Source organism: Nocardiopsis sp. NRRL B-16309 (assembly GCF_001279585.1).
GTDB lineage: Bacteria > Actinomycetota > Actinomycetes > Streptosporangiales > Streptosporangiaceae > Nocardiopsis.
The window spans coordinates 26727-49873 of sequence record NZ_LGEC01000103.1; the positions used below are offsets into that span (position 1 = coordinate 26727).

Here is a 23147-nt window from a genome sequence, read left to right on the forward strand (position 1 = left end):
CGCCCCCCGAGGGCCGCGCCCGGAGGAGGGCCGCCGCCCTCGGCCCAGAGCCTCCGGCACGTCCCCGGACCGGCCCGGACCGGCGGGTGTCAGGCCGGGTCGCGGCGGACGCGCAGCACCGTGTCGCGGACCTCGTGGACCGTGCCGTCGATGGTCTGTGAGTTCGCGCGCGCCTCACCGGTGACCACGGTCCAGCCCGTGTCCGGCAGCAGGGCGATCAGGTCCTCGGCGGTGTAGAACAACTCCCGGTGCGGCGGCCTCGGCACGTGGTTGTCCACGTCGGCCGGATGGTGGCCCACGACCAGCAGGTGTCCGCCCGGCGCCACCGCGGCGGCGAGCGCGTCGAGCAGCCGGACCATGGGCTCCGGACGCAGGTGCATGAACTGCGCGGACACCAGGTCGAAGGCGGCCGCGGGCGGTGTCCAGTCGGTCAGGTCCGCCTGCCGCCAGGTGACGCGGTCGGCGACCGCGTCCCCCCGTTCGCGCGCGTGCGCCCCGGCCCGCTCCAGCGCCACGGTCGAGATGTCGACCGCGGTCACCCGCCATCCGCGCTCGGCCAGCCAGACGCTGTCGGCGCCCTCGCCGCATCCCACGTCCAGCGCACGGCCGGGCGGCAGGTCCGCCGCCTCCGCCACCAGCTGCCGGTTGGGCCTGCCGCTCCAGACCCGGTCCTTGGTCCGGTACAGCTCGTTCCAGAAGTCCGCGCCCATCTCCTCGGGCAGTGCGTGCGCGTCGGACCCGGTGTCCTCGTGGTTCATCCCGACCACCTCCGCGCACCACTCTCCCCGCAGGGGCCCGATCCGGCGAGCCGGCTTGCCGGAACGGCAAACGGTCAGCTCTCGCCGGGCGGGTCGAACTCGGCCAGGCACAGGTCGAGCATGGCCTCGATCCGGTCGGTGAGCTGCGACCGGTCATGGGCCCGCAGGGCCGTGCCGCCCTCGATGAGGCGGACCCTGGTCAGCCCCAGCAGGACCGCCGCCACCAGGGAGGCGTGGACCGACGCGTTCTCCCGCCCCAGGTAGACCGAGAGCGGGTCGAGCATGGCGGTCTTGAGGCGTCCCTGGTAGACGGCCTGGAGGTCGGGGTCCCCGGCGGAGTCGTCCAGCGCCCGCTGGAGCGGGGTCCCCTCGCCGTACAGGCGGCTCACGGCGTGCTCGGCGAGGCGGCGGCTGAGGGTCGCGGGGTCCCCCTCGATCAGGCCGGGGAACACGCCGTCCTCGCGCAGGATCTCGGCCAGCAGGCCGCTCTTGGCGCCGAAGTACCGGTTGATGAGCGCGACGTTGACGCCCGCGTGCGCGGCGATCTTGCGGGAGGAGACCGCGCCGTAGCCCTCGTCGGTGAACAGCTCCTTGGCGCTGGCCAGGATGCGGGCGCGCGTGACCGCACGGCCGCGCGTGGGCACCGCGCCGCCTCCGGTTTGCTCCGGACGGTCCATCTGTACACCCCTCGGCGGCCGTGATCTGGCTTCCAGGATTCCAGGTTGACACCCGCGGGCACCGAACGCCTACCGAAACGGGCAGACAGATACCGATTTGACAGAGTCAACAGCGTTTACATATACCTGTGTGAGGACGCCGCCCCCGGCCACGCGCCGCGGGGCTTTTCGCGCGTCCGGATCGGGGGACCAGCAGTGGATCAGTCGACGCACCGGAAGGAACCGGTCGGAGGGCCGGACGCCGCGTTCGCGTCCCCGACACCCGGCCGGGGCCAGGCGCCCCCGGCCGATCCGGCAGCCCCAGACACCCCCGCGAACGCCGAGTCCACCGCGCACGCCGGGCCCGCCGAGCCGACCGCGCACGCCGGGCCCGCGGCGCCCTCCCGGCGCACCGTCCGCCGGATCATGGTCGGCCTGGTGCTGGCCATGCTCACCTCGATGCTGACCAACTCGATCATCGGCACCGCCCTGCCGACGATCATGGGCGAGCTCGGCGGCCAGGACCGCCTGGCCTGGGTCGCCACCGCCGCGCTGCTCACGATGACCGCCTCCACTCCGGTGTGGGGCAAGCTCTCCGACATCTGGGGGCGCAAGCTCCTCTTCCAGATCGCCCTCGGCGTCTTCATCGTGGCCTCGCTCGCCGCGGGCTTCGCCCAGGACGTCAACACGCTCATCGCCGCGCGCGCCCTCCAGGGACTGGGCGTGGGCGGCCTGGCCACACTGCCGATGATCATCCTCGGCGACGTCGTGTCCCCGCGGGAGCGCGGCCGCTACGGCGGGCTCATCGGCATGGTCTTCGGTGTGTCCACCGTCCTCGGGCCGCTGGTCGGCGGCTTCCTCGTGGACAGCCCGCTCGGCTGGCGCTGGTGCTTCCTCATCACGGTGCCGCTGGCGGTCGTGGCCTTCGCCGTCATCCAGGTCATGCTCAACGTGCCCTTCGTCCCCCGCCGGGGCGTCCCCGTCGACTGGCTCGGCGCCGGTCTGATCTTCAGCGCGGCCAGCGCGGTGATCGTGCTGCTGAGCCTGGGCGGCACGCAGTTCGACTGGAACTCGGTCCCGTCCTACGCCCTGGGCGCGGGTGCGCTCGCGCTGACCGTCGCGGCCGTCGCCGTGGAGCGGCGTGCAGCGGAGCCGATCATCCCCACGCGCCTGTTCCGGGACCGCACGTTCGTGCTCTCGTCGGTCGGATCGGTCGCCGTGGGCGTGATGATGTTCGGCCTCATCATCTACATGCCGCAGTACCTCCAGATGGTGCACGCCATGAGCCCCACGGTCTCCGGCATGATGACGCTGCCGCTGGTCGGGTGCTTTCTGCTCACCTCGATCGGCTCCGGGTTCGCCGTGAGCGGTTCGGGCCGGTGGCGGATCTACCCCGTGGTCGGCATGGCGCTGTGCGTCGTGGGCTTCTCGGCCCTGAGCCTGGCGCACCTGGACCCCGGACTGACGACGGTCGTCGCGGGGCAGGCGCTCGTGGGGCTCGGCTTCGGGCTGTCCATGCAGATCCTGCTGCTGGCCACGCAGAGCGCCCTGCCCAGCGCGGACCTGGCCTCGGGCACGGGCGCGATCACCTTCTTCCGCAACCTCGGCGGCGCCACCGGTGTGGCCGCGTTCGGCGCGGTGATGGTGTCCCGCCTCAACGGCGAACTCGCGGCGGCGGCCGAGGCGGCCCGCGCCCGGGTGGCGGCCGCGAGCGCGGACGGGGGCGAGGGCGACGCGGGTGCGCAGGCGCTCTCGACCGGGCTGGCCGAGGCCGCGGAGTCGGCCACCGGGTCGCCCGAACTGGTCCACTCGCTGCCGGGTCCGGTGCGCGACGTCATCGTGGGCGCCTTCGACCACGCCATGCAGGGCGTGTTCGTCACCGGGATCCCGGTCGCGGTGCTCGGCCTGGTCGCGGTGGCGTTCATGAAGGGCACACCGCTGCGCGGAGGCAGGGCCACGGCCGCCGAGAGCGCCGACGGGGCCGGTCAGAGGTAGCGGCGAAAGCCCTCGGCCGAGTTCTCGAAGCCCAGGGCGGCGTAGAAGCGGTGGGCGCCGTGGCGGCTCTCGTGGGAGAGCAGTTCGACCTTGTAGCACCCGGCGCGCGCCGCCCGGTCCACCGCGTCGTCCATGAGGGCCCGCCCGATGCCCCGGCCGCGGGTCAGAGGGTCGACCACCAGGTTGTCCACCACGGCCCAGGGCTGGGCGTCGTGGGTCAGGTTCGCCACCACCATCAGGTCCAGCGTCCCGATGATCTGCCCGCGCTGCTCGGCGACGAGGACCGTGCGGTCGGGGTCGTTCTCCATACGCGTCCAGGCGCGCACGGCCGCGGACGACATGCGGACGTGCGCGCTCTGCGAGTGGTCGGCGTCGCCGAGCTCACGGAGGAGCCGCAGGATCGCGCCGAGGTCCGACCGGATGGCCGCGCGGATAATCATGGCTGACGGCATCGTAGCCGACAGCCTGCGACAAGGCGGACGTCGGCCTACAAGAGACCACAAACCACCGGGGGCGGGGACTGGGTCCCCGCCCCCGGTGGTTCGGCGCTCGCGCCGACCGCCCTACGGCTTGCGGATGACCCGCACGCCCTCGTCGCCCGTGGGCGGCTGGGCGGACTGGTCGCGGTCGCCCTCCGGGCGCCGGTAGACACCGGTGATCCCCGGGTCCCCGCCCTCGTCCTCGCCGCCGGGCGCCTGCCGGCCCTGCTGGCCCTGCGGCCCCTGCTGCGGCTTCTGGGACTGGTGCGGGGAGTGCGGCTGCTGCGGACCCGACGGGTGGCCGGACGGCTGCCGACCCGGCGCGGGACCGGCGACGCGCCCGCCCTGCGGCGGGGCGGCCTTGGCGTCGCCGCCCTGGGGCGCGTCCGACTTCGGTGCCTCCTGGCCGGACGGCTCCGGCCGGGCCACCGGCTTGATGCGCACGGTGGCCTCGTCCGGCTCCTGCTGCGCCGGAGGCAGCTTGGTGGTGGCCTCCTCCTGCGACGCCGGCTCCGGCCTGGCCGCGGGCTTCCCGGGCTCGGGGGCCTTGGCGGGCTCGGCGGGCTTGGCCGGTTCCGCGGGCTTGGCGGCTCCCGGCCGGTGGGGACCGGCCGACGCGGGACCCAGGGCCGGAGCGGCCTTCGGGGTCTCGGTCGCGGCCTCCTCGCGGGACAGCCCGGTCTCCAGCGCGCCGGCCCTGTCCTCCGCGGAGACCAGGTCCGCCAGCGTGGAGTGCATGTCCTTGAGGCGGCGCAGCGCCTCGGCGTGCGTGGCCGTGAGCGTGGCGAGCCTGCGGTCCGCCGTGTCGTGGATCTTCTTGGCCCGCGCCTCGGCCTCGTTCAGCCGGCGGTCGCCCTCGGACTTGGCCTGCTCGCGGAGCTGGTCGGTCTCCTTCTTCGCGCTGGAGACCATCTGGTTGGCCTCCTCGCGCGCGGAGGCCACGATCCGCTCGGCGTGCTGCTCGGCGTCCTTGCGGAGCTTGGCGATCTCCTCCTGGGCCTTCTGCTCCATCTCCCTGACCTCGGCGGCGACCTTGGAGCGACGCTCCTGGGCCTCCTCCTCGGTGATCCGGAGGATCTCGGCCATGCGCTCGCTGATCTGCTCGTGCTCAGGCTTGACCTGGGCCTTCTCCTGAGCGATCGCCAGATCGCGCTTGTACTGCTCCCGCTCGTCGTCCATGCGCTGCAGGCGCTCGCGCATGTCCTTGAACTGGTTGTCCATTCGGACGTAGTAGTCGTCGACGTGCGCCTTGTCGTAGCCGCCCTTGCGCACTGTCGGGAACCTGTCTTGCTGCAGTCCGCCGCCCGGCAACATATCGCTCATGTGCCTTTCTTGTCCTTTTAACACCGTTTGACTGCACGTCGCAGAAGGTGAGAATTGCCCCGTACCCGTTTGTCACAGGAACACCCACGGGCTCCAGCGGAGCGTGGTGGCACGGGGGTGTCCTCTTCGCCGCTCGGCCGCGGTCAGCGGGGGTCCTGGTCGCGAGCGGAGCGTAGCGTCGTGACACCGTCCGAACGACCAAGGTAGGCACGCACGGCGTCGCCGCGTCAAGAGGCCGTGAGGGTAGTTCGCCGTGCGGACCCTGGTCACGTACTTACTAAGGTATGCGCGATCATCCCCGTACGGGGGCGGACCGGTCAACTTCCCGTGAGTCTCACCGGCCCCGGGGACCACGAACACACGGAGGCGACGCATGAACGACCACGAATCGGGTACCGCGGCGGACGATTCGCGCGGCGGCGGACCGTGGGGACCGCGGATCGGCGGCGCGCCGTTCGGGCAGCCGGACATCCACTCCACCGCCTGGGTCGCGCCCGGGGCCGTCGTGGTCGGCCGCGTGCGGCTGGGCGCGCGGAGCAGTGTCTGGTACGGGTCGGTGCTGCGCGCCGACACCGAGGACATCGTCGTCGGTGAGCGCGTCAACATCCAGGACCAGTGCGGCATGCACGCCGACCCGGGGCAGCCCGCGATCCTGCACGACGGCGTGAGCCTGGGCCACAAGGCCATGGTGCACGGCGCCGTCGTGGAGGAGGGCGCCCTCATCGGCATCGGCGCGATCGTCCTGGGCGGGGCGCGCGTGGGCAGGGGCGCGCTCGTCGCGGCGGGATCGCTGGTGCCCCCGGGCAAGACCGTCCCGCCTGGCACGCTGTGGGCCGGTGTGCCCGGAAAGGTGATCCGGGACCTCAACGACGACGACCGCCTGGTCCTGGAGCACACGCCGACCCACTACGCCGACCTGGCGGGACGGCACCGGGACGTCGACTGGCGCTGACGGCCGAGCCGTCGCCGAGGCGCCCCGCCCACGGACCAGCGACGCGTTCCCGCCGCTCAGGGGCCCGAAAGCACCGGACCACGCGGTGGCGCGAGGACGCCTGGCTAACCCGGGTGGGGCGGGCACTGGTCCTCCTGGGTCATGCGGGCGCGCCGCACCGCCGCGTAGCCTGGACACCTGGCGCCCCGTGGACCGGTATCCGTCGCATCCGGCCCGTCCCCGCGTGTTCCGGGGCGCCGACCCGCTCACGCGACGCCGTTCCACCGTTCGGTGAGCGCGGCTCACCGAACGGCGCGGACGCTCCTGGCTCCCCCGCCCGGGCGGGCCAGGGACCTGACCCAGACATCAGGGGAGGTGAGACCAGGTGGCGCTGTCCGGTGAGCGGATCCGCCCCGCCCCACCCCTCCTCCAGCGTGCGTTCCGGAGTACCCCCGGGAGGGCCCGATGACCCACGGCGTTCCCCCGTATCACCGGCGGTCCCTGCACGACCACGTCGCCCTGGACGAGATCGAGCTCTACGCGGAGGTCCTCATCGCCGTGGCCGACGCCGACCGTCCGCTGCGCCCGGCCGAGATCGACCGGGTGCTGGGCCTGGCGCCCGCGCCGCCGCCCGCGTGCGTGCCCGGGTCCGCCGCGGCGGCGGACCCCGCGCCCACGAGCCGTGGCGACGAGCCCACCAGACCGCCGGGGCCGAGCGGCCCGACCGGCCCGCCCTCGCGCGTGCCGGGCAGGGGCCCCGACCCGGCGCCGCCCCCGCCGGACGAGCGGGAGTCCGACACCAGCCCGGCGCCGGGTTCGGCCCTGGTGCCGGAACCGCGCCCGCTGCCCGCGCCCCTGCCGGTCCCCGGCCCGCTCTGGAGCGCGCACCCGCTCGCCTTCGAGGTCCCGCTGCCGTCGGCGCCGCCGCCACCGCCGACCGCCCTCTGGGCGCATTAGCGGGTGTCCCCCTGAAGGCTCACGGGTGAGCGGGCGGTCGTCAGGCCCTCTCTCGCACGACGATGTGCGACGTTCAGCCTGGTCGCGCCGCACGAGCGCGGAGGCGCGGCGACAGGCGGCCTGGCGGCCGCGAGCCCGCGGCGCTGCACGAAGCAGGACCTGGAGCCCGGGCGAGGCGCCGTGCCGGTCGCGGCGAGGGTGGCGAGTTCGCCGGACGCCCTAGCAACCGGGGCGTGAGGACGGCGTCAGTTCCGCCCGGGTCCGGGCGTCCTCATCCGGCCACGGCGCGCACGCTGCACGGCGGCTACCGCCGGGTAGCACTCCTGGGGGCGCCCACACGCGCCCCGCGAGACGATCGGCCTCCCAGGAGCGGTACATGGACGAGTCGGACACACGGGAGCGGCGAGAGGCCCCGGGCGGCGCGGTGCCGGGCGGCACGGTACGCGGCGTGGACGGGAGCGAACCCGCACGGCGGGTCACCCGGACGGTCGCGCTGGCGGTGACCCTCCTGTTCGTCCTGGTCACGGTGGTCGGCGTGGGCTGGTTCCTGTCCGACGGCGGTCCGCTGTCGGGCGCCGGGTCCGACGACGCGGACGCCGGGGCGGAGGCGGCCGGAACGGACGAGTCCTCGGACGGATCCGGCCAGGACGGCGGCGAGCGGCCGACCACACCCGTGGCCGTGGGCGGCGACCGCCTCGCCTACACCCTGCCGGGCCGGGGGTGGCACCAGCTCGATGGCGACGGGGTCCCCGAGGAGTACACCTCGTACGCGGTCCACGGCTCCGACGACGACCCCGACGCGCTCATCGTCACGGGGACACGGGACCTCAACGCCGTCGAACCCCTGTCGGTGGCCGGCACGCGGCTGGCCCTGGAGGCCGCGGTCCCTCTGCTCACGAGCGGCGGAACCCCGTGGGCCGAGCCCTCCGGGGAACGCGAGGTGGACGGCGCTCCGGCGTTCGGGGTGTCCGTGGGCACCGAGGGGGACGAGGGCGTCTACGGCCGCTTCCTGCTCGTGGAGGTGGACGACGGGACCGGGGCGTTCATGCTCGGCGTCAACACCGCCGGCGGCGACGAGGCGACCGCGCACATCGACGCCGCCTTCGCCTCGGTCGGAGTCCGCTGACCGCGCGGCGCCGCACGGCGCCGCGCAGCCCCGTCAGGCGGTCGTGTCCGGAGCCTCCCCGCGCTCCGGGCCGTCCGGGCCCCGCACGCCGCGGCCCCAGCCGCCGCCGGCCGACGGACCGGACACCCCGAGCGGGATGATGGCGCGCAGGAGGAAGCCGTTGTCCCCGGTGCGCGCCGCGGAGAGCGCTCCGCCGCCCATGGCCACCCGCTCGGAGAGTCCCGACAGGCCGTTGCCGGAGGACAGGCCGTTCGCCTTGCCCTGCCCCCTGACCCGGTTGTTGAACACCTCCACCACCAGTGTCTCCGACCCGGGGAGCACGTCCTTCGTGACGGAGAAGCCGATCCGGCACTCCGTGGCGTCGCTGTGCCGCAGGACGTTCGTGCCGCCCTCACGCACCACCCACGCCGCGAGCGCGGCCCTGTCGGCCGGTACCTCCGCCAGGCCGTCCAGCCCGGTCACGGTGACCTCGGTGCCGTTGGCCCGCAGGACCTCGCGCACCGACGCCGCCTCGGCGGCCAGGTCCACCTCCCGGTACCCGTTGACCGCGGACCGCACCTGTTGGAGGGCCTGTCTGGCGAGGTCCTGCACCTCCGCCATCTCCGCGACCGCGCGCTCGGGAGCGCGTTCCACCAGCCGGCCGGCCAGTTCGGACTTGACCGCGAGGGCGGACAGGCTGTGCCCCAGCAGGTCGTGCATGTCACGGGCGAAGCGCAGGCGCTCCTCACTGACCGCGAGCTGGGCCCGAGCCCGCTGGCCGTTGACGGCGTCGACGGTCAGGTCCCACATCCAGATGGTGACGAGGAAGCCGAGCGACAGGAGCCCCGACCAGAGGATGGCTCCCAGCCACACCAGCGCGAAGGGGACCAGATGGAGTTCCACGGAGCTGACCGGCCACAGGAGCCAGGGCGTGGCCAGGAGGCCGACCGTGACCAGGGCGGCGCGCCCGCGCGACCCGGCGAACACTCCGATGCACCACCAGGTGCCCAGCATGAGCGCCATCGTCACCGGGCTCTGGAACAGCGCGGCGCAGAGCACGGTCAGGCCCAGCGATCCCCAGTACGTCCAGGGGGAGATCTCCCGGATGCCGCCGTCGATCCCGATCCGCTGGCGGATCAGCATGATGAGCAGTACCGCGAGCGGGACCGCGAGGACCGTGCCCGCGACCGAGCGCCAGAGCGGGAGGCCCTCGTTCACCGCGGCCAGGACGTCCATGACCGGCCAGTACAGCAGGGTCAGCGGCAGCAGGGCCATCGACACGATGATGAGCCGCCGCGTGATGCGGAGCTTGCGGCCGTTCCTCCCGGAGGGATCGGTGTCGGCCACCGCCTCGTCCTGGTGCACGCCCACTCCGTTCGTCGATCGGTTCGCGGCGGGCCCGGTGGGCCCTCGTACGGCCGCGGGCGGCTCCGCCCCGCGGAACCGCCCGACGAGCGTAGTCGAGAACCCGCGGCCCAGGTCGGGGCGTCCGACGCGCCCGGTCACGGCTGGCGCGGGTCCCACCGGAAGAACCGCCGCACCGCGAGCGCCAGGACCGCGATCCAGGCCAGCATGATCCCGATCGACGGCAGTGCCGCGGCCCACAGGCCCAGGTAGCCCTTCGACTCGGCGCCCGCGGCGCCGCCGAACACGTCGTACCCGGTGTAGGCGGCCTGCACGAGCTCGCCCGGGGGCACCGACGGGATCAGGCTGAAGAGCTGTCGCGCGCCCTCGGGCAGGGCCTCCAGGGGGATGATGCCGCCGCTCGCGAAGATGAGGATCATCATCGGCACCATGACCGCCAGCTGCGCGCTCTCGGCGTTGCGGGCCAGCGGGGTCACGAGCAGGCCCATGAGCGAGAACGCGACGCTGCCCAGGAGGATGGCCACGACCAGCATCAGCGGGTCGCGCGGCAGCATCCCGTCCGGCATGGCCGCGATGAACCCGCCGATGAGGAGCGCGATCACCAGGGAGAAGACCGCCACGACCCCGATGACGCCGCCGAAGATCACCGGCTGGCCCACGCCGCTGACACGGAACCGCTTGAGCGCCAGCGACTCGCGCCGGGCGGTGAACACGTTGGAGGCGTGGCCCATGCCCAGGATGAGGCTGATGGAGCCGATGGAGCTGAGCATGGCCATCTCGCCCATTCCGAAGCCCGGGACGACCTCGTCCGCCGGCAGTTGCAGGGCCATGAAGCTGAAGAACACGGGCAGGGCCAGGAACATCCAGGCCGTCTTGTAGCGCACGAACAGGGTGAACTCCATGCGGGTCAGGCGCAGGAGCTGCTTCGCGGTGCGGGGCGCGCGCCGCCGGGGAGTCCCGGGGGCGGAGCCGGATCCAGGTCCGGAGGGCGCGGGCGAGGCCGCGGCGGCGGTGGGCGTGCTGGGTGGTGGCGTCGTGCTCATGGTGTTCTCCTCGAAGCTCGGCCGGGGCGTCGTCGCCCGGCGGGGCGCGGGCCCCGTGGGTCGGGGTGTCATGGGGCGCGAGCCCGTGGGTCGGGGCGTCGCGCGGCGCGAGCCCGTGGGTCGGGGCGTCGCGCGGCGGGGTGCCGTGGGGGTCGCGGGCGCCGGTTCCGTGTCAGCCGACGAGGTCGGCGGCACCGTCGGCGACCCGGAGGAAGACGTCCTCCAGGGAGGCGCCGCGCACCTGGAGGCGGCGCAGCACCGTGCCGCGGTCGCCGGCCCAGGCCATGAGCGCGGCGACGGCGTGGTGCGCGCGCTCCGCCATGTCGCCCTCGGTCACGGTGTAGGTCGCCCAGAGCTCCTGGTCGTGGGCCTCCACGACCGCCTCGGCCCCCAGGACGGCGGGCAGGTCGCCCGTGCTCACCTCGTCGGGGACCACGAAGCTCACCCGGTCGCCCCATCCGGCCAGGACGTCCTGGAGCACGCCCTCCACGCGGACCTCGCCCCGGTGCATGATCGCGAGCCGGTCGGCGAGCCGCTCGGCCTCCTCCAGGTAGTGGGTGGTGAGCAGGACGGCCGTCCCCTCCCGCTTGAGCCCCTGGATGATCCGCCAGGTCTCGATCCGGCCCTCGGCGTCCATCCCGGTGGTGGGCTCGTCCAGGTAGAGCACCTCGGGCCGGGTGAGGAGGGCCAGCGCCAGGTCCAGGCGGCGCTTCTGCCCGCCGGACAGCTGCCGGACCGCGACCCCGGACTTGTCGACGAGGCCGACCAGGTCCAGGACCTCGTCGACGGGTCGCGGGTCGGCGGCCAGGTCGTGGGCCACGGACATGGTCTCCTGGACGCTGAGGTCCTCCAGCAGGCCGCTGCCCTGTAGGACGGCGTTGGTGCGCTCGCGCACGCCGGCGGGCTGGCCGTAGGGGTCCTGGCCGAAGACGCGGACCGTGCCCGAGCTGGGGCGGCGGAAGCCCTCCAGGGTCTCGATCGTGGTGGTCTTCCCGGCGCCGTTGGTCCCGAGGAGCGCGAACAGCTCGCCGGGCCGGATCTCGAAGGAGACACCCCTGACCGCTTCGAAGGCGCCGTAGCGCTGGTGCAGGTCGCGGACCACGACGGCCGCGCCGCCGTCGCCGCCGCGGGGGGTGTCCTGGGCCTGGCCTGTGTTCTCCGTCGTCGTCATGCCCCCAGACTCCCGGACGCGGCGCCCGGCCGACAGAGACCGCTGTCACCGCCTTCACCAGCACGTGTACCGGACCGATAGCTGACAAATGTCATGGTGGCCCGATGCCGCGCCCCGGGCGCGGCGCCCGTGCCTCGCGTTCGGACCGGCGATCCGATATGCCTGGAGGGCCATCGACCGCGCCGCCGACCGGAGAGGGCTTCCCCGTGAAGACACCGTCCGTGCCCGTCCGCCCACCCCGGGCCGCCCGCGATCGCGGCCCCGCCGCGGGGAGGCCGACGTGTTCGATCTGATCGTCACTGCCGTCGGCGTGGCCACGGGCCTGGCCCTGGCGGTCTCCGCCCGGCAGGGGTCCAAGGCGCGGGAGCGCGTCTCCGCGCGGCTCGCGCGCGGCGAGATCTCGCGGCCGGAGGCCGACCGCGCCCGACTGGGCCTGCACCTGCGGAGCCGCGCCCTCGGCCGCGCCGCCACGGGGATCGTCCTGGCGCTGCTGGCCGCCATCCTGGTGCACGCGGCGGTCACCGGCCGCTGGGACGGCCGCACGATGTACTACGTGGTCCTGCTGGGCGTGCTCACCGTGTGGTGCGTGGCCGGGCTGCGCCAGTCCGAACGGCTGGTCGACGAGGCCCGGCGCGAGGACGGGTCCTAGGACCGGGCCCGGGACGCGCCCTGGACGGGGCCCGGGACCGCGCCTGGACCGGTCCGGCGCGAACACCCGGGAACACGCGGCGGAGGCCGGGCCGACGGTGCGGCCCGGCCCCCGGTGTCCGGATCAGGCCTCGGCCTTCTCCTTCGCCTCGCCCGGGGCCGGGTTCTCGCCCTTGACCGAGCGCAGGAGGAGCTGGGAGACGTCCACGACCTCCAGCGACTCCTTGGCCTCGCCCTGCGACTTCTTCTCGTTGATCGCGTCGCCGAGCATGACCTGGCAGAACGGGCACGCGGTGGAGACGGTGTCCGGGTTGGTGGTCAGCGCCTCGTCCACCCGCTCGGTGTTGATGCGCTTGCCGATCCGCTCCTCCATCCACATGCGCGCGCCGCCGGCGCCGCAGCAGAAGCCCCGCTCCTTGTGGCGGTGCATCTCCTGCGTCTTGACGCCGGGGACCTTGGCCATGATGTCGCGCGGCGGCGTGTACACCTTGTTGTGGCGGCCGAGGAAGCACGGGTCGTGGTAGGTGATGTTCTCGTCGATGTTCTCGACGGGGATCAGCTTGCCCTCGTCCACCAGCTTGGCCAGGAGCTGGCTGTGGTGGACGACCTCGTAGGTGCCGCCGAGCTGCGGGTACTCGTTGGCGAGCGTGTTGAAGCAGTGCGGGCAGCTCGCCACGATCTTGGTGACGCCGGCCTCGTTGAGGGTCTCCACGTTCTGCTGCGCGAGCATCTGGAAGACGTACTCCATGCCCAGGCGGCGCGCGGGGTCGCCCGTGCAGGCCTCCATGCCGCCCAGGACGGCGAACTTCACGCCCGCGATGTCCAGCAGCTCAGCGATGGCCTTCGTGGTCTTCTTGGCGCGGTCCTCCAGGGCTCCGGCGCAGCCGACCCAGAACAGGTACTCGGTCTCCGGCGACAGCTTGTCGTCGACGACCTCGACCTCGACCGGGTTCTCCTGCTCGGCGAGCTCCTGGATCCAGTCCATCCTCTTGTCCTCGGCCATGCCCCACGGGTTGGCCTTGTTCTCGAGGTTCTTGAGGAGGGTGTTGGCCTCGGACGGGAAGTTGGACTCGACCATGACCTGGTAGCGGCGCATGTCGAGGATGTGGTCGATGTGCTCGATGTCGACCGGGCACTGCTCGACGCAGGCACCGCAGTTGGTGCAGGCCCACAGCTCGTCCGGGTGGATGACACCGCCCTCTTCCTCGGTGCCCACGAGGGGCTTGTTGAGGAGGGCGAGGACGTCGACGCCCGCGTGGCTCTCGTCGGGCTTCTCGGCGAGGGTCTCCTCGGTGATGCCCTTGAGCAGGTACGGGGCCTTCTCGTAGGCGTGCTGCTGGAGGTCGAGGATGACCTTCTTCGGCGAGAGCGGCTTGCCGGTGTTCCACGCCGGGCACTGCGACTGGCAGCGGCCGCACTCGGTGCAGCTGCTGAAGTCGAGCAGGCCCTTCCAGGTGAAGTCCTCGATCTTGCCGGCGCCGAACGGGTCCTCGTCCGGGTCGGCCTCCTCGAAGTCGAGGGGCTTGGTGCCGCTCTTGTCCATCATCTGCTTGGCCGCGCCGTGCGACGGGGCGCCGTCGGCCTTGCGCTTGAAGTAGATGTTGACCGGCGCGATGAAGCGGTGCCAGCCCACGCCCATGGTGAGGTTGACCGACAGCACCATGAAGAACATGTAGCTGATGATCAGCTTGAAGGCGGCGATCAGGGCGATCGCGGGTTCGGCGGTCGCCGCCTCGCCCGGCAGGAACGAGCCGATCGCGTGCGAGATCGGGGTGGCCCAGACCGGGAACGGGAAGTCGTCCAGGGCGACCTTGAAGCCGCGGATCGCGAAGATCGCGATCAGCAGGCCGATGATGTAGGCCTCGACGTAGTACGCCGTCCAGTGCTTGGAGTGCATGAAGCGGGACGAGCGGCCGATCCGCTTCGGGCTGTTGATCAGCCGGTAGCCGGTCAGGCCGAGGATGCCGACGAGGCTGGCGCCCGCGATGATCTCGATGGCCAGGCCGTAGACCGTCCAGTCGTAGATGATCGGCAGGTGGAAGTGCGGGTCGAAGACCTCGCCCTGGGCCTCGATGACGGTGAAGACCAGCAGGGGGAAGGACACCATCACGAACCAGTGGGCCACACCGATCCACGGGCGCTTGAGCATCCGGCCGTGACCGATGATCTCGATGAGCGTCATCGTGAGCCGCTGGCCGAACGGCCCCTTGCGTTCCGGCTCCACCGGACGGCCGATGCCCACTGTCCGCACGATCTGGCGAATGGCCAGACCGAACATGGTGAACGCGACCACGGCGAAGACCGAGGTGATGATGCCCAGTGTCAGGTACAGCATCGTCCGTGGCCTCCCATCCTGCTTCGTCGTCCGGTGCGCCACACACCGGCGGTCGAGACATATGTTACTAGCGAGTAATGGTGCGGCCGTCATCGGCCATCGCATGCGGGCCCCAACGCTAGCCAGCGCCATCGCTACGAAATCACGCGGGTACACCCGAGTTGACTCCGAACACACCCCACACACCTATGTGTAGCGGACGCCCGGGGCGAAACGGCGCACGCGGGCATCGGTGATGCCACCGGTCGGGGCACCCTGACCCGCCCCTGAGGCGCCCCTGGTCTTCGGGTCAAGGATCTCCCTGGCTTCTCCCATCTTCCCGGTGAAGGACCCGCAGGCCGGGAACATCCCCGCCCGGCCGTCCGTTGTCAGGACGTAGGAACCAACTTGAGTCTGGTCGACTCAATTGACTTGACAGCTTCCGTCGGGCGAAGCAAACTTGTGCCCGAACGACTCAACTTTGACGGAGGTAGCAACCATGGCACGTGCGGTCGGAATCGACCTCGGTACGACGAACTCGTGTGTCGCGGTCCTGGAAGGCGGCGAGCCCACGGTCATCGCCAACGCCGAGGGCGCCCGCACCACCCCGTCCGTCGTGGCCTTCGCGAAGAACGGTGAGGTCCTGGTAGGCGAGGTGGCCAAGCGCCAGGCCGTCACCAACGTCGACCGGACCATCCGCTCGGTCAAGCGCCACATCGGCACCGACTGGAAGCAGAGGATCGACGACAAGGACTTCAACTCCCAGCAGATCAGCGCCTTCGTCCTGCAGAAGCTCAAGCGCGACGCCGAGGCCTACCTCGGTGAGGACGTGACCGACGCGGTCATCACCGTCCCCGCCTACTTCAGCGACTCCCAGCGCCAGGCCACCAAGGAGGCCGGCACGATCGCGGGCCTCAACGTCCTGCGCATCATCAACGAGCCGACCTCGGCCGCGCTGGCCTACCACCTGGAGAAGGAGGACGAGGCCACCATCCTGGTCTACGACCTCGGTGGCGGCACCTTCGACGTCTCCCTCCTGGAGGTCGGCGACGGCGTCGTGGAGGTCAAGGCGACCAACGGCGACAACCACCTGGGCGGCGACGACTGGGACCAGGCGATCGTCGACTGGCTCGTCGAGCGCTTCAAGAACGCCAACGGCGTGGACCTGTCCAAGGACAAGATGGCCCTCCAGCGCCTGCGCGAGGCCGCGGAGAAGACCAAGATCGAGCTGTCCAGCTCCAGCGAGTCGAGCATCAACCTGCCCTACATCACGGCCTCGGCCGAGGGCCCGCTGCACATGGACGAGAAGCTCACCCGCGCCGAGTTCCAGCGCCTGACCTCCGACCTGGTCGAGCGCACCAAGACGCCGTTCCAGCAGGTCATGAAGGACGCCGGGATCAGCCTCGACCAGATCGACCACGTGGTCCTGGTCGGCGGTTCGACCCGCATGCCCGCCATCGCCGACCTGGTCAAGGAGATGACCGGCGGCAAGGAGCCCAACAAGGGCGTCAACCCGGACGAGGTCGTGGCCATCGGCGCCGCGCTCCAGGCCGGTGTGCTCAAGGGCGAGGTCAAGGACGTCCTGCTGCTGGACGTCACCCCGCTCTCGCTGGGCATCGAGACCAAGGGCGGCGTGTTCACCAAGCTCATCGAGCGGAACACGACCATCCCGACCAAGCGCTCGGAGATCTTCACCACGGCCGACGACAACCAGCCGTCCGTGCAGATCCAGGTGTACCAGGGTGAGCGCGACATCGCCCAGTACAACAAGAAGCTGGGCGTCTTCGACCTGACCGGTCTGCCCCCGGCGCCGCGCGGCGTCCCGCAGATCGAGGTCGCCTTCGACATCGACGCCAACGGCATCGTCAGCGTCACCGCGAAGGACCTGGGCACCGGCAAGGAGCAGTCCGTCACCATCTCCGGCGGTTCGGCGATGTCCAAGGAGGACATCGACAAGATGGTCCGGGACGCCGAGCAGTACGCCGAGGAGGACCGCAAGCGCCGCGAGGAGGCCGAGGTCCGCAACAACGCCGAGTCCCTCGTCTACCAGACCGAGAAGGTCATCAAGGACAACGAGGACAAGATCCCGGCGGAGGCGCGCACCGAGACCGAGTCGGCCCTCGCCGAGCTGAAGACGGCGCTGGAGGGCACCGACGTCGAGGCCATCCGCACCGCGAGCGAGAAGGTCGCGCTGGCCAGCCAGAAGATCGGTTCCGCGATCTACAGCCAGGGCCAGCAGGGCGCCGAGGGCGACGCGGCCCCGGGCCCGGAGGGCGCCCAGGCCGACGACGCCGACGTCGTGGACGCCGAGATCGTCGACGAGGACAACGGCAAGCAGCAGTCCTAGGCCGCTGTCCGCTGGGAGACGAGGAAGGAGGAAGCGTCGGACATGGCGCCGTCGGACAAGACGAACAACTCCGGCACCGGCGACGGTGAGGAGCACCAGGGACCGGTGATCCGCGACAACCGCAGGATCGACCCGGACACCGGTGAGGTCCGCACTCCGGGAGCCGACACCGCCGAGGAGGCGGTGGAGGCCGAGGAGGTGGACGTCTCCGAGGTCCCTGACACGCCCGAGTCGGTGATGGATGCCGTCAACGCGGACGAGCGGGTGGTCGAGCTCACCAACGACATCAAGCGGGTGCAGGCGGAGTACGCCAACTACCGCAAGCGTGTCGAGCGCGACCGCGTGGCGGTCCGCGAGATGGCCACCGCACAGGTGGTGAGCGACCTGCTGCCGATCCTGGACGACGTGGGGCGCGCCCGTGAGCACGACGAGCTCACCGGCGGGTTCAAGGCGGTCGGGGAGTCGCTGGAGGCCCTGGTCACCAAGCTGGGGCTGGAGAGGTACGGCGAGAAGGACGACGAGTTCGATCCGAACCTCCACGAGGCGCTCACCCTGGTGCCGGTCCCGGGTATCACCGCGCAGACGGTGATCGAGGTGTTCCAGCCCGGATACCGCATCGGTGAGCGGATCCTGCGCCCGGCCCGCGTGGTCGTGGGCGATCCGCTGGAGGACGGCGGCGAGGCCGCGGCGGACACCGCCGAACCGGCCGCCGAGGCCGACGACTCCTCCTCGGACGAGGGCGACGAGTCGGGCAACGACAAGTAGGGGCCGCGTCCCCGCGCCGCTCCCGGGCGGTGCGGGGAGGCACGCACCGCCCGGCCGCGGCCGCCGCTTCCGTGGCGGCCGCGGCCGGAGGGCGACCCCGGCCCGCGGTGGCCCGGGGACACGTGGAAGCATCGGACGCAACCGGCACCAGCGGGGAGAAGGCACCAGTCGATGAGCACCAAGGACTACCTGGAGAAGGACTACTACAAGGTCCTCGGAGTCTCAAAGACCGCCTCGAAGGACGAGATCCGGCAGGCCTACCGGAAGCTGGCCCGGCAGAACCACCCCGACGCCAACACCGACGACCCCGGGGCCGAGGGCCGCTTCAAGGAGATCTCCGAGGCCTACAACGTCCTCTCCGACGAGAAGCGGCGCAAGGAGTACGACGAGGCGCGCTCGCTGTTCGGCGGCTCCTACCGCCCCGGCGGCGGCTCGGGTCCCGGCGGCTTCGACATGGGCGACATCTTCGGCCAGGGGACCGGGGGCGCGCCGGGGGGCGAGCGTCTGAGCGACCTGTTCGGCGGGCTGTTCGGCGGCCGGGGGCGCGGCGGGACGGCGACCCGCAGCCGGCGCGGCGCCGACGTCGAGACCGAGACCACACTGAACTTCCGCGAGGCCGCGGAGGGAGTCACGCGCTCCTTCCAGCTGGCCAGCGAGGCACCGTGTCCCACCTGCAAGGGCACGGGCGCCAAGGCGGGCACCGCCCCGCGGATGTGCCCCAAGTGCACCGGCACGGGGCACGAGAACACCAACCTGGGCGGCTTCTCGCTGTCCGAGCCGTGCAGCGAGTGCAAGGGGCGCGGCCTGGTCGTCGACGACCCCTGCATCACCTGCCACGGCAGCGGGCGCGGCCGGAGCACCCGCACGATCCAGACCCGCATCCCCGGTGGCGTCTCCGACGGCCAGCGGATCAGGATCAAGGGCAAGGGCGCGCCGGGAGAGCACGGCGGGCCGGCCGGGGACCTGTACGTCGTCGTCCATGTGAAGGAACACCCGGTGTTCGGAAGAAGCGGCGACAACATCACCATCACCGTGCCCGTGACGTTCCCCGAGGCCGTGCTCGGCTCGGAGGTGCGCATTCCCACCCTCACCGGCTTCCCGGTGACGGTGAAGATCCCGCCGGGCACGCAGAACGGGCACAAGCTGCGGGTGCGCGGCAAGGGCGCCACCCGCAAGGACGGCACCACCGGCGACATGCTCGTCACGGTGGAGGTCGCGGTTCCCAAGACACTCAACGAGGGCGCCCGCGAGGCGCTGGAGAAGTTCCGCGCCGCCACGGCCGACCACGATCCGCGTGCCGGGCTAGAGGCGCGGGCGAAGGGTGCGTGATCGATGTGAACGACTCCTTCGGCGCTGACGCCCCGGTCTACGTCATCTCGGTGGCCGCCGAGCTGGCCGGGATGCACCCGCAGACACTGCGTCAGTACGACCGACTGGGGATCGTGTCGCCCGGCCGTGCGTCCGGCCGGGGCCGCCGCTACTCCATGCGGGACGTCCAGACGCTGCGCGAGGTGCAGCGCCTGTCCCAGGAGGAGGGCATCAACCTCGCCGGGATCAAGCGGATCCTGGAGCTGGGGCACGAGGTGGAGCAGCTGCGCGAGCAGGTGTTCCACCTGGCCAACGAGCTGGAGGCGGCGCGCCGGGCCGTGGCGCGGCGCGGTCGCCCGACCGGCTCCGGCGGCGGGGCCGTCCGCGGCGAGCTGGTGCGCCGCACACGCGTCACGATCTTCAACACCGCCGAGACGCCCGAGGACGACACTCGGCGCACCGGCCAGGACCGTCCCGTCGCCGAGGGCCCCGAGGCGGGCGACGGGACCGACGACCAGGGCTGACGGAGCTCCGCGTGGACGAGGAGCGCGGGGGCGCGACCGGCCATCGTTCATCACTGTGCGTGACATGACTTGTGAAAGGAGTCACCGGTGAACTACAAACTCACCAAGAAGAGCCAGGAGGCTCTGTCGGTGGCCATCCGCCGCGCGACCACGGACGGCAGCCCGCAGGTCGAGCCGCTGCACCTGCTGGCCGCGCTCCTGGAGCAGTCCGAGGGCGTCACCCGACCCCTGCTCAAGGAGGTCGGCGCGAGCCCCGACGAGCTGAGGGACAAGGTCGAGGCCGCGATCACGGCGCTGCCACGGGCCGCCGGGTCGACGGTCAGCTCGCCCAGTTCCTCGCGCCAGCTCATCGTGTCGATCAACACCGCCGCCCAGCGCGCGCAGCGGATGGAGGACGAGTACGTCTCCACCGAGCACCTGCTGGTGGGGCTGGCCGCCGACGGCGGTGAGGCGGCGCGCCTGCTGAGCGAGGCCGGGGCGACCCCGGACGCGCTGCTGGAGGCCTTCGAGCGCGTGCGCGGGACGGGGAAGGTGACCTCGGAGAACCCCGAGGACACCTACCAGTCGCTGGAGAAGTTCGGTGTGGACCTCACCGAGCGGGCCCGCGAGGGCAAGGTCGACCCGGTGATCGGCCGGGACGGGGAGATCCGCCGCGTCATCCAGGTCCTGAGCCGCCGCACCAAGAACAACCCGGTGCTCATCGGCGAGCCGGGCGTGGGCAAGACCGCCGTGGTGGAGGGCCTGGCCCAGCGCATCGTGGCGGGGGACGTGCCGCAGTCGCTGGTCGGCAAGCGCCTGGTGAGCCTGGACCTGTCGGCGATGGTGGCGGGCGCCAAGTACCGGGGCGAGTTCGAGGAGCGGCTCAAGGCGGTGCTCTCGGAGATCAAGGAGTCCGAGGGCCAGGTCATCACGTTCATCGACGAGCTGCACACCATGGTGGGCGCGGGCGCCGCCGAGGGCGCGATGGACGCGGGCAACATGCTCAAGCCCATGCTGGCGCGCGGCGAGCTGCGCATGGTCGGCGCCACCACCCTGGACGAGTACCGGGAGAAGATCGAGAAGGACCCGGCGCTGGAGCGGCGCTTCCAGCAGGTCATGGTGGGCGAGCCGTCGTCCGCCGACACCATCGCCATCCTGCGCGGGCTCAAGGGGCGCTACGAGGCGCACCACAAGGTCCAGATCAACGACGCCGCCCTGGTGGCCGCCGCGACGCTGTCCGACCGGTACATCACCGCGCGCTTCCTGCCGGACAAGGCCATCGACCTCATCGACGAGGCGGCCTCGCGGCTGCGGATGGAGATCGACTCCAGCCCGGTGGTGATCGACGAGCTCCAGCGCACGGTCGACCGCCTGAAGATGGAGGAGATGGCGCTCGACAAGGAGTCGGACCCGGCCAGCCGCCAGCGGCTGGACCGGCTGCGCGCCGACCTGGCCGACCGGCAGGAGCAGCTCAACGCCCTGGTGGCCCGGTGGGAGCAGGAGAAGGCCGGCCTCAACCGGGTCGGTGAGCTCAAGGGCCAGCTGGACGACCTGCGCACCCGCGCCGAGCTGGCCCAGCGCGAGGGGGACTTCGACACGGCCTCCCGGCTGATGTACGGGGAGATCCCGACGCTGGAGAAGCAGATCGAGGAGGCGTCGCAGGCCGAGGAGAACGCCGCGTCCGAGGACAGCGGCGACACGATGGTCAAGGACGAGGTCGGCGCGGACGAGGTCGCCGACGTGGTCTCGGCGTGGACGGGCATCCCGGTGGGGCGGCTGATGGAGGGCGAGACCTCCAAGCTGCTGCGCATGGAGGAGGAGCTGGGCCGCCGCCTCATCGGCCAGCGGCAGGCCGTGGCCGCGGTGTCCGACGCGGTGCGCCGGGCGCGCGCGGGGATCTCCGACCCCGACCGGCCGACGGGCTCGTTCCTGTTCCTGGGCCCCACGGGCGTGGGCAAGACGGAGCTGGCCAAGGCGCTGGCGGAGCTGCTCTTCGACGACGAGCGCGCCATCGTGCGCATCGACATGAGCGAGTACTCCGAGAAGCACACGGTGTCGCGCCTGGTGGGGGCGCCTCCCGGCTACGTGGGGTACGAGGAGGGCGGCCAGCTCACCGAGGCGGTGCGCCGCCGCCCGTACACGGTCGTGCTGCTGGACGAGGTGGAGAAGGCCCACCTGGAGGTGTTCGACACCCTGCTCCAGGTGCTGGACGACGGCCGGCTGACCGACGGCCAGGGCCGACAGGTGGACTTCCGCAACACGATCCTCATCCTCACCTCCAACCTCGGGTCGCCGTTCCTGGTCGACCAGTCGCTGGAGGAGTCGGTGCGCCGCGACCGCGTCATGGACGTGGTGCGCTCGACCTTCAAGCCGGAGTTCCTCAACCGGCTGGACGACGTGATCATGTTCGACGCGCTGTCCACCGAGGACCTCACCCGGATCGTGGACCTGCAGGTCGACAAGCTGGTGCGGCGCCTGGCCGAACGCCAGCTCGGCCTGGAGGTCACCGACGCCGCCCGCGAGTGGCTGGCGCTGACCGGCTACGACCCCAGCTACGGTGCCCGCCCGCTGCGCCGCCTGGTGCAGTCCGCGATCGGTGACCCGCTCGCCCGGGAGATGCTGTCGGGCCACCTGGCCGACGGCGACACCGTGGTGGTGGACGTCGACGAGGCCGCCGACAAGCTGAGCGTGGCCCGCAAGCAGACCGCCGAACCCGAGCTCTGAGCCGGGCCCCGGGGCCGCCCCGCCGGGGCGGCCCCACCCTTTCCCACGCCGGCTCCAGGGACCAAGCGGGGTTCTACCAGTAACCTGGTCCCAGGAGTCCGCGATGCCTCCTGGGTCCTGAATCCACGGCAGAAGGGGCCGCACCATGACCGTGATCGAAGACCACTCGCCGAGATCCCCTGCCGAGAAGCTGAGCGTCGAACAGTTCGAGATCATCGCCCAGGCCGCAGCCCGTGAGGATGTCACCCTCGAATACCTCAACGGCCAAATGGAGATCCGAACCGTGCCCGACAGCGACCACAACGCGATTCTCATGTGGTTGATGCGCCAGTTCATGACCCAGCGGGCGGACCTGGATCTGAACGTCACAGGCCAGGGCCTGAAGGTGGACTCCTACCGCAAGGGCCGCGCGCGCCCGGACGGCATCCTCGCACCTGTCGACCATTTCGCCGGCCAGGGAGAGTGGGCCGACCCCCACGGGGTCCTGGCGGTCGTGGAGGTCACCTCGTGGGACTCCGACACCAACGCCCGTGACCGGGTCGAGAAGGCACATGCCTACGCCGCCTGCTCCATCGGCGTGTACGTGCTCGTCGACCGCGACGACGACAGTGTCACCGTCCACAGCGAGCCCGTCGGCGGCCGGTACCGCAGCATCACCAAGCTCGGCTACGGACACACGGTCGAGGTACCCGGGGTCGGGGTCACGTTGAACACCGACGGCCTCAAGCGGTACGGCCGCTAGCCAGGCGTCTTCG

19 protein-coding genes are annotated in these 23147 nt (G+C 71.9%); 11 read left to right on the forward strand and 8 right to left on the reverse strand.

The window, feature by feature from the left end; genetic code table 11:
• Positions 1-89: 89 nt before the first annotated feature.
• Positions 90-758, reverse strand: coding sequence for a cyclopropane-fatty-acyl-phospholipid synthase family protein (locus tag ADL05_RS23310; RefSeq protein WP_053619143.1), 669 nt, complete (start codon positions 756-758; stop codon positions 90-92).
• Positions 759-832: 74 nt separating this feature from the next.
• Positions 833-1435, reverse strand: a complete 603-nt coding sequence (locus tag ADL05_RS23315) for a TetR/AcrR family transcriptional regulator (protein WP_053619144.1) — start codon at positions 1433-1435, stop codon at positions 833-835.
• Between the two features lie 405 nt (positions 1436-1840).
• Here ADL05_RS23315 and ADL05_RS23320 point away from each other — a divergent pair, with 405 nt between their 5' ends.
• Complete coding sequence (locus ADL05_RS23320; RefSeq protein ID WP_053619307.1) at positions 1841-3409, forward strand: MDR family MFS transporter; 1569 nt, start codon at positions 1841-1843, stop codon at positions 3407-3409.
• Here the strand turns inward: ADL05_RS23320 and ADL05_RS23325 are convergent.
• Complete coding sequence (locus ADL05_RS23325) at positions 3400-3849, reverse strand: GNAT family N-acetyltransferase (protein ID WP_053619145.1); 450 nt, start codon at positions 3847-3849, stop codon at positions 3400-3402. The two genes, ADL05_RS23320 and ADL05_RS23325, sit on opposite strands and share 10 nt — an antisense overlap.
• Positions 3850-3972: 123 nt before the next feature.
• Positions 3973-5202 carry an ATP synthase F0 subunit B gene (locus tag ADL05_RS23330; RefSeq protein ID WP_053619146.1) on the reverse strand — a complete coding sequence of 410 codons (1230 nt, stop codon included), beginning with the start codon at positions 5200-5202 and terminating at the stop codon, positions 3973-3975.
• Positions 5203-5584: 382 nt separating this feature from the next.
• On the opposite strand from ADL05_RS23330, the gene ADL05_RS23335 reads away from it, so the two are divergent.
• The 3 genes from ADL05_RS23335 to ADL05_RS23345 all read left to right on the forward strand — a co-directional run bounded on the left by ADL05_RS23335 (position 5585) and on the right by ADL05_RS23345 (position 8225).
• On the forward strand, positions 5585-6163 hold the full coding sequence (locus ADL05_RS23335; RefSeq protein ID WP_053619147.1) for a gamma carbonic anhydrase family protein: 579 nt from the start codon (positions 5585-5587) through the stop codon (positions 6161-6163).
• A 444-nt stretch (positions 6164-6607) separates the two neighbouring features.
• Positions 6608-7099, forward strand: a complete 492-nt coding sequence (locus ADL05_RS23340) for a hypothetical protein (protein ID WP_053619148.1) — start codon at positions 6608-6610, stop codon at positions 7097-7099.
• A gap of 376 nt (positions 7100-7475) precedes the next feature.
• Positions 7476-8225, forward strand: a complete 750-nt coding sequence (locus ADL05_RS23345; RefSeq protein ID WP_053619149.1) for a hypothetical protein — start codon at positions 7476-7478, stop codon at positions 8223-8225.
• Positions 8226-8258: 33 nt separating this feature from the next.
• Here the strand turns inward: ADL05_RS23345 and ADL05_RS23350 are convergent, their stop codons facing one another.
• The 3 genes from ADL05_RS23350 to ADL05_RS23360 all read right to left on the reverse strand — a co-directional run bounded on the left by ADL05_RS23350 (position 8259) and on the right by ADL05_RS23360 (position 11783).
• Complete coding sequence (locus ADL05_RS23350) at positions 8259-9569, reverse strand: sensor histidine kinase (protein ID WP_231640882.1); 1311 nt, start codon at positions 9567-9569, stop codon at positions 8259-8261.
• Between the two features lie 137 nt (positions 9570-9706).
• Complete coding sequence (locus tag ADL05_RS23355; RefSeq protein WP_053619150.1) at positions 9707-10612, reverse strand: ABC transporter permease; 906 nt, start codon at positions 10610-10612, stop codon at positions 9707-9709.
• A gap of 172 nt (positions 10613-10784) precedes the next feature.
• The gene (locus ADL05_RS23360) at positions 10785-11783 is read right to left on the reverse strand and encodes an ABC transporter ATP-binding protein (RefSeq protein WP_053619151.1); all 999 of its coding nucleotides are present in this window, start codon (positions 11781-11783) and stop codon (positions 10785-10787) included.
• 280 nt (positions 11784-12063) lie between these two features.
• Here ADL05_RS23360 and ADL05_RS23365 point away from each other — a divergent pair, with 280 nt between their 5' ends.
• Positions 12064-12432, forward strand: a complete 369-nt coding sequence (locus ADL05_RS23365; RefSeq protein WP_053619152.1) for a hypothetical protein — start codon at positions 12064-12066, stop codon at positions 12430-12432.
• A gap of 123 nt (positions 12433-12555) precedes the next feature.
• Here the strand turns inward: ADL05_RS23365 and ADL05_RS23370 are convergent, their stop codons facing one another.
• Entirely contained in the window at positions 12556-14766 is a 2211-nt protein-coding gene (locus tag ADL05_RS23370; protein WP_197285906.1) for a (Fe-S)-binding protein, read from the reverse strand.
• Between the two features lie 478 nt (positions 14767-15244).
• Here ADL05_RS23370 and dnaK point away from each other — a divergent pair, with 478 nt between their 5' ends.
• From dnaK to ADL05_RS23400, 6 genes are all read left to right on the forward strand, one after another.
• Positions 15245-17092, forward strand: a complete 1848-nt coding sequence (gene dnaK / locus ADL05_RS23375; protein ID WP_053619153.1) for a molecular chaperone DnaK — start codon at positions 15245-15247, stop codon at positions 17090-17092.
• A 42-nt stretch (positions 17093-17134) separates the two neighbouring features.
• Positions 17135-17857 (forward strand): nucleotide exchange factor GrpE, encoded by a 723-nt coding sequence (gene grpE, locus ADL05_RS23380; RefSeq protein ID WP_053619154.1) that lies wholly within the window; start codon positions 17135-17137, stop codon positions 17855-17857.
• A 171-nt stretch (positions 17858-18028) separates the two neighbouring features.
• Positions 18029-19186 (forward strand): molecular chaperone DnaJ, encoded by a 1158-nt coding sequence (dnaJ, locus tag ADL05_RS23385; RefSeq protein ID WP_053619155.1) that lies wholly within the window; start codon positions 18029-18031, stop codon positions 19184-19186.
• Positions 19183-19689, forward strand: coding sequence for a heat shock protein transcriptional repressor HspR (locus tag ADL05_RS23390; protein WP_053619156.1), 507 nt, complete (start codon positions 19183-19185; stop codon positions 19687-19689). Before dnaJ ends, ADL05_RS23390 begins: the two co-directional genes overlap by 4 nt.
• An 87-nt stretch (positions 19690-19776) precedes the next feature.
• Positions 19777-22392, forward strand: a complete 2616-nt coding sequence (clpB, locus tag ADL05_RS23395) for an ATP-dependent chaperone ClpB (RefSeq protein ID WP_053619157.1) — start codon at positions 19777-19779, stop codon at positions 22390-22392.
• Positions 22393-22537: 145 nt separating this feature from the next.
• Positions 22538-23134, forward strand: coding sequence for a Uma2 family endonuclease (locus ADL05_RS23400; RefSeq protein WP_053619158.1), 597 nt, complete (start codon positions 22538-22540; stop codon positions 23132-23134).
• Positions 23135-23147: the final 13 nt, after the last annotated feature.